Consider the following 5,630-nt stretch of genomic DNA (forward strand, 5'->3'; position numbering starts at 1 on the left):
TGGGTAATGTTATAATGAAAATAAATAATTAATATTTAGAAATGGCGGTGATGATATGTTATCTCAACAAGAAATCCTTAATGAATTATCAGAAAATTTGAATGTGTGGAAAGAGAAATATGGTGTGAAGCGCATTGGCATATTTGGTTCTTACAGCCGCGGAGAGCAAAAAGAATCCAGCGATATTGATGTGATAGTAGAATTTAACGATACAGACTTGTCTTTTGATAATTACATGGACTTAAAATTCAACCTTGAGGACAATTTTCAAAAGCTAGTAGATTTAGTCATAGTAGATGATATTAAACCCGCTTTAAAACCCATCATTTTAAGGGAGACTGTATATGCAAAGGGAGCCTAGGGTTTTTTTAGAAGATATTTTATGTGCGGCAGTTAAAGTTGAAAAGTTCACTCGAGGGGTATCCTATGACGATTTTTTAGATAATGATTTAATTTCTGATGCGGTCATTAAGAACATTTTGGTAATTGGAGAAGCAGTCAAAAATGTTCCAGAAGAAATCCGAAAAATGAATCCTCATGTTGAGTGGAGGAAGATGGCTGGAATGAGAGATGTGATGATTCATGGATACTTTCAATCTCTAGTAACAATTTTGATTGAGTCACGTGATCACCTTCTTAATTAATATAAAAAATTGTAACATACAAGGGAGGAATTGTTATGAAGCATGCATTAGTTATTGGTGGAACAGGTATGTTATCAGGTGTATCACTTTGGTTATTAGATCAAGGCTATCATGTGTCGGTAATCGCAAGGAATGCTAACCGAATGAAAAATCTAATAGAAAAGACAAATTTAAAATGCAACATTACACCAATACTTGTAGATTATACAAAGGATGATGAATTACACAGCAAGTACAGGCAACGATAGAGCGAAATGGCAGTATTGATATGGTTGTAGCATGGATTCACTCAACAGCTCCAGATGCACTTGGGATTATAGCTAAAGAGGTTTCAGGCAGTGAAAAAATATGGGAGTTATTTCACGTTTTAGGTAGCAGCACAGATTTAAACAAAATAAAAAGAGGAGTTACAATGCCAAAAGGCTGCATATATTACCAAATTCGATTAGGATTTGTTATTAAGGACAATCGTTCAAGGTGGTTAACAAATAAAGAAATTTCAGACGGGGTAATTGCATCCATAAAAAAGAGAAATAAAATACGAACTGTTGGACAAATTGAACCTTGGGAAAAACGGCCTTAAGAGCTTTGAACATACAGATATGAAGATTAACGCTAAATTGCCAGCTAACAGAAGAACGTTAACAAATTAATTTACAGTTGAGCGGAAAAGAAATTTGATTGATAAGAAAATATATTGACGTTATAATTGCGGCATAATAATGTACAAAAGGAGGGCGGTATTATGCCTGAAATTCGCCCGATAAAAGATTTAAGAAATACAACGAAAATCTCTGAACTCTGCCACCAAATTAAAGAACCAATATTCATCACAAAGAATGGTTATGGAGATATGGTTATTATGAGCATGGCAACCTATGAGAAGCCAAGTTGGAGTTATACCGAAAATTAGCTCAAGCAGAAGCTCAAATTAAAAATGGGGATGGGCTGTTAGATGGAGAGAAAGTCTTTAAGGAACTAAAGAAAAAATTTGCCAGAAAATAAATATAAAATTAAGATTGCACCTAAAGCTTTTGAAGATTTGAATGAAATCTATAGCTACATCTCAGATGAGCTTTACAATGAAGATGCAGATGATGACCCATTGACCAAGATTGAGACAAGTATCATGAGGCTAGAAGAATTCCCGTATTCTTGTAGTTTTGTAACAGATGAAATATTAAAAAATAAAGGTTATCGTAAGCTCATAATTGAGAATTATATTTCATTTTATCTAGTTTGGGAAGAAGAAAAGCAAGTTGTTGTCATGCGTGTTCTTTATGGAGGGCAAAAATACCAAGATCTTATATAGTTTAAATCAGCCTAAATCGGCACATTATTCCAGACCAAGAGTTAAACGTGAGGTGAATGAGAACAACAAAGATGCGATTATCGCTTCTCTAAAGAGAAAAATTAAAAAGCTAGAAGAAGATAATACAGAATTACGGAAACAGTTGAAATTCGCTTATGCAGAGGTATATAAAAAAGTTTAGTTTATGAACGAGAACGGAGTTCTCCGTCCCTGTTTGTTCAACAATCGGGCCATTTAATGGAATAAGATTGGAGTGAAACATAATGGCAACAGTTGATAATATAATTCAAAACGTAACAAAAGAATTAGCTGGACTGCCAGGTGTGATAGGAATCGTGTTAGGTGGATCTAGGGCAAGAAGAACTCATAGTCCGGATTCTGATATAGATATTGGGATTTACTATGATGAATCAGAAGGATTTAATACCAATGATATTGAAAAATCAGCATTACATCTTAATGATGAAAAAAAAGACCATTTAATAACTTCTTTAGGCGAATGGGGCGAATGGATAAATGGTGGTGGCTGGTTAGTTGTGAACGGTTACCATGTAGATCTTATTTTTCGTGATATCAAACGAGTCAATAAAGTAATTGATGATTGTCTGTCAGGTTTAGTATCCATTCATTACCAAACAGGACACCCTCATGGTTATTTGAATGCCATGTATATGGGCGAATTAGCTATTTGTCATGTTTTATCTGATCCTGAAGGCATATTAGCCGGATTAAAAAGGAAAACGGAACCCTATCCTGAAAAGTTAAAAAAGGCAATGATTGAATATTTTTCTTTTGAAGCATCTTTTTCCCTTATGTTTATGGAAGCCAACGCTAATAAAGATGATATTTCATATATGATGGGTCATTGTTTTCGAAGTATATCCTGTTTGAATCAGGTTCTTTTTGCAAAAAATGGGATGTACTGTATCAATGAAAAGAAGGCTGTATCCATGATTCAAGATTTTCCAATAAAGCCTATGAACTACAAAAAACGAATTGATGAAATTGTTTCCTTCCTTTCAACAGATAAGGATAAGGCAAACCAAGTTGTAGATAATCTAAAGGAAATAATTTCAGAAACAGAAGCATTATAGACTTCCGCAAACGGCGCTTTAATTGAATAAAAGAACATATATTATACATGACAAATATGTGCTCTTCTTTATTTTTAAGGATTTTATAATTTAGGTCTTGATAAATTTTAAAGCTACAAATAACGGGTAAAAAAACTATTATAATGGCTAACGGGCGCTTAACTTAAATAAAGTTTAGCGTCTGTTTTACTTTTTTAGAACAGATAGTGGTCAATAGGAGGGAAGTTTAAGATGGTGAACAATTTGAGTAATGAAGAAATACCAAAACAAGCAATGCAAGTATTAAAAATCGTAGAAGAGTTGCTTCCAGATTCGATAGTCGGTGTATATCTATTTGGTTCAGCAGTAAATGGCGGCTTACGCATTAATAGTGATGTAGATATTCTAGTGGTTGTAAATCATAACTTAACTGAAGTAAATCGAAAAGAACTAACAGACAGGCTCATGCTTATATCTGGAAAGATTGGAAACACAGACTCTATGAGACCAATTGAAGTCACTGTTATTAATCAAAGTGACGTTGTGCCTTGGCAATATCCACCAAGAAATGCATTTATCTATGGGGAGTGGCTCAGGGGAGAGTTTGAAAAAGGACAGATCCAGGAAGCAACTTACGATCCTGATTTGGCTATTGTTTTAGCACAAGTGAGAAAGAAAAGCATTTCTCTATTTGGGCCAGATGCTTCGGATATCCTTCTCCCTGTTCCAATGACAGATATTCGAAGAGCAATTAAGGATTCTTTGCCAGTGTTGATTGAAGGTATCAAAGGTGATGAGCGTAATGTGATTTTAACCTTGGCTCGCATGTGGCAGACAGTGTCTACCGGTGAAATTACACCAAAAGATGTTGCTGCAAAATGGGCTTTACTGCAGTTGCCCAAAGAGTATTCGATTTTAGTTGATTTGGCCAGAAAAGCTTATTTGGGAGGTCATGTTGATAAGTGGGAAGAACGGCATTCCGAGGTGACAACACTCGTTAATCATATGAAAAATAGGATAGAATCCTGTCTAAGCAAGGACCTGAAAAAACGAGGGTGTCAATATTCTTGCAAAATTATTAAGGTAGAAAAGGGATAATAAAAAATTGAGTTAATCTAAAAGATGGTTCCGAGCAAATCTTTATGCTGCGAACCATTTTTATAAGCCCTTTTATGCTAACTTATAGAAAAGAAAATAAGTAAATCTTAACGAATAAAAACACCTTCCATTTTGAAATAAGGTGTTTTTTTGCATACGGTAATTATCATAACAATCTTTTGAAATATAAGTCTATTAATACTTTTTTTATGCATTATAATAGATAAAAACGCTTATAAAAAGAAAATGAAAGGGGATGTAAAGCTTAAAATGAAGCATTATCACAGAGCTTTTGGAGTATATGGATCAAGCCGGACGGTGGTGTTGTAATAGAATCCAAATATTTCCATGCACATCAGGATGTTGCATACCCAATAAAAGGTTTAATTATATTAGCATCTAAACGACATATTAAATGCTTTGATGAATTAACTGAAGAAGAGCGGATAGATTACATAAACATTTTATCAAAAATTAGAAAGGCCCAAAGGAAGGTTTTAGAGATTGAACATGTCTATTACTTTTACAATGAGGACACGACACACCATTTTCATACCTGGATGGTTCCACGTTATGAATGGATGTACAAGTTCGGTAGATCAGTAGAATCTGTTAGACCTGTATTGCTTCATGCGAGAAATGAACAGAATAATGTGGAAACGCTAAAGGAAGTAATGGAAGCAATCAGGGCATTAACAGAGGAACTAAATAAATAAGGAATGAGTGCAATGATTAAAGCAGTTATCTTTGACTTAGACGGCACGCTGCTGAATAGGGATGCTTCTTTAGAAAGGTTCATAGAAAATCAATACGAGCGATGGAAAAAATGGCTTTGCTCTATTCCAAAAGATAAATATATTTCAAGATTTATCGAGCTGGATTGCCGGGGGTATGTTTGGAAGGACAAAGTGTACAGTCAAATAGTTGATGAATTTAATATAAACAACATATCCTGGCAAAGGTTGCTGAATGATTATATAGAAGAATTTCACAATAGCTGTATCCCTTTTTCTAGTCTGATTAGTGTACTGGAAGAATTAAAAAGTAATGCCATTCGTTTAGGGATAATCACAAATGGAAAAGGAAAGTTCCAAATGGATTCTATCAGGGCTTTAGGGATTGAAAAGTATTTTGATACAATACTTGTTTCTGAATGGGAAGGGATAAAAAAGCCTCATCCAGAAATTTTTCATAAGGCACTAAGAGAAGTGAATGTTTCGCCTAATGAGAGTATGTATGTAGGCGATCATCCTGAAAATGATGTGCAGGGTGCGATGAATATCGGAATGCTTGGAGTCTGGAAAAAAGATTTGCAATGGAAAAATATTGAGGCAGATTATATTATTGATGATTTGGGAGAGATACCGGTAATTATTCGAGAATTAAAAGGAATTTAGGAAGTGAGACCAGAGAAGGGGATAAAAATGGGAATAAGAAATTCAGCAAAGGCTGTTATTATTCAAGAGGGTAAACTGCTGGCAATTAAAAAGCAGGATAAAGAAG

General features: G+C 34.5%; 10 protein-coding genes and 1 pseudogene. All 11 read left to right on the plus strand.

Annotation, left to right across the window (positions count from 1 at the left end; genetic code table 11):
- The first annotated feature begins 55 nt into the window (after nt 1-55).
- The 11 genes and pseudogenes from SPD89_RS22360 (at nt 56) to SPD89_RS22410 (ending at nt 5,524) form a co-directional block, all read left to right on the plus strand.
- Nucleotides 56-361, plus strand: coding sequence for a nucleotidyltransferase family protein (locus tag SPD89_RS22360; RefSeq protein ID WP_336264158.1), 306 nt, complete (start codon nt 56-58; stop codon nt 359-361).
- Complete coding sequence (locus SPD89_RS22365; protein WP_336264159.1) at nt 345-644, plus strand: HepT-like ribonuclease domain-containing protein; 300 nt, start codon at nt 345-347, stop codon at nt 642-644. The genes SPD89_RS22360 and SPD89_RS22365 overlap by 17 nt, the downstream gene beginning before the upstream one ends.
- A 35-nt stretch (nt 645-679) precedes the next feature.
- Nucleotides 680-892 carry a hypothetical protein gene (locus SPD89_RS22370; protein WP_336264160.1) on the plus strand — a complete coding sequence of 71 codons (213 nt, stop codon included), beginning with the start codon at nt 680-682 and terminating at the stop codon, nt 890-892.
- A 20-nt stretch (nt 893-912) separates the two neighbouring features.
- Nucleotides 913-1,227 carry a short-chain dehydrogenase gene (locus tag SPD89_RS22375; protein WP_336264161.1) on the plus strand — a complete coding sequence of 105 codons (315 nt, stop codon included), beginning with the start codon at nt 913-915 and terminating at the stop codon, nt 1,225-1,227.
- 162 nt (nt 1,228-1,389) lie between these two features.
- Nucleotides 1,390-1,557, plus strand: coding sequence for a hypothetical protein (locus SPD89_RS22380; protein WP_336264162.1), 168 nt, complete (start codon nt 1,390-1,392; stop codon nt 1,555-1,557).
- 78 nt (nt 1,558-1,635) lie between these two features.
- Complete coding sequence (locus tag SPD89_RS22385) at nt 1,636-1,956, plus strand: type II toxin-antitoxin system RelE/ParE family toxin (RefSeq protein WP_336264163.1); 321 nt, start codon at nt 1,636-1,638, stop codon at nt 1,954-1,956.
- A gap of 40 nt (nt 1,957-1,996) precedes the next feature.
- Nucleotides 1,997-2,137, plus strand: a pseudogene (locus SPD89_RS22390) (DUF6262 family protein); the annotation flags it as partial.
- Nucleotides 2,138-2,219: 82 nt separating this feature from the next.
- A complete protein-coding gene (locus SPD89_RS22395) occupies nt 2,220-3,050 on the plus strand; it encodes a nucleotidyltransferase domain-containing protein (protein WP_336264165.1) in 831 nt (276 codons plus the stop codon).
- A 231-nt stretch (nt 3,051-3,281) separates the two neighbouring features.
- Nucleotides 3,282-4,127 (plus strand): aminoglycoside nucleotidyltransferase ANT(9), encoded by an 846-nt coding sequence (gene ant(9) / locus SPD89_RS22400; RefSeq protein ID WP_336264166.1) that lies wholly within the window; start codon nt 3,282-3,284, stop codon nt 4,125-4,127.
- 299 nt (nt 4,128-4,426) lie between these two features.
- Nucleotides 4,427-4,843, plus strand: coding sequence for an HIT family protein (locus SPD89_RS22405; protein ID WP_336264168.1), 417 nt, complete (start codon nt 4,427-4,429; stop codon nt 4,841-4,843).
- 12 nt (nt 4,844-4,855) lie between these two features.
- Complete coding sequence (locus SPD89_RS22410) at nt 4,856-5,524, plus strand: HAD family hydrolase (protein ID WP_336264167.1); 669 nt, start codon at nt 4,856-4,858, stop codon at nt 5,522-5,524.
- The last annotated feature ends 106 nt before the right edge of the window (nt 5,525-5,630 follow it).

Source organism: Pseudogracilibacillus sp. SO30301A (genome assembly GCF_037072025.1).
GTDB lineage: Bacteria > Bacillota > Bacilli > Bacillales > Amphibacillaceae > Pseudogracilibacillus.

What these genes read in the sequence shown, in the direction of transcription:
- SPD89_RS22360 (WP_336264158.1), top strand. Translation starts at nt 56, where the DNA reads ATGTTATCTCAACAAGAAATCCTTAATGAATTATCAGAAAATTTGAAT.
- SPD89_RS22365 (WP_336264159.1), top strand. Translation starts at nt 345, where the DNA reads ATGCAAAGGGAGCCTAGGGTTTTTTTAGAAGATATTTTATGTGCGGCA.
- SPD89_RS22370 (WP_336264160.1), top strand. Translation starts at nt 680, where the DNA reads ATGAAGCATGCATTAGTTATTGGTGGAACAGGTATGTTATCAGGTGTA.
- SPD89_RS22375 (WP_336264161.1), top strand. Translation starts at nt 913, where the DNA reads ATGGTTGTAGCATGGATTCACTCAACAGCTCCAGATGCACTTGGGATT.
- SPD89_RS22380 (WP_336264162.1), top strand. Translation starts at nt 1,390, where the DNA reads ATGCCTGAAATTCGCCCGATAAAAGATTTAAGAAATACAACGAAAATC.
- SPD89_RS22395 (WP_336264165.1), top strand. Translation starts at nt 2,220, where the DNA reads ATGGCAACAGTTGATAATATAATTCAAAACGTAACAAAAGAATTAGCT.
- SPD89_RS22410 (WP_336264167.1), top strand. Translation starts at nt 4,856, where the DNA reads ATGATTAAAGCAGTTATCTTTGACTTAGACGGCACGCTGCTGAATAGG.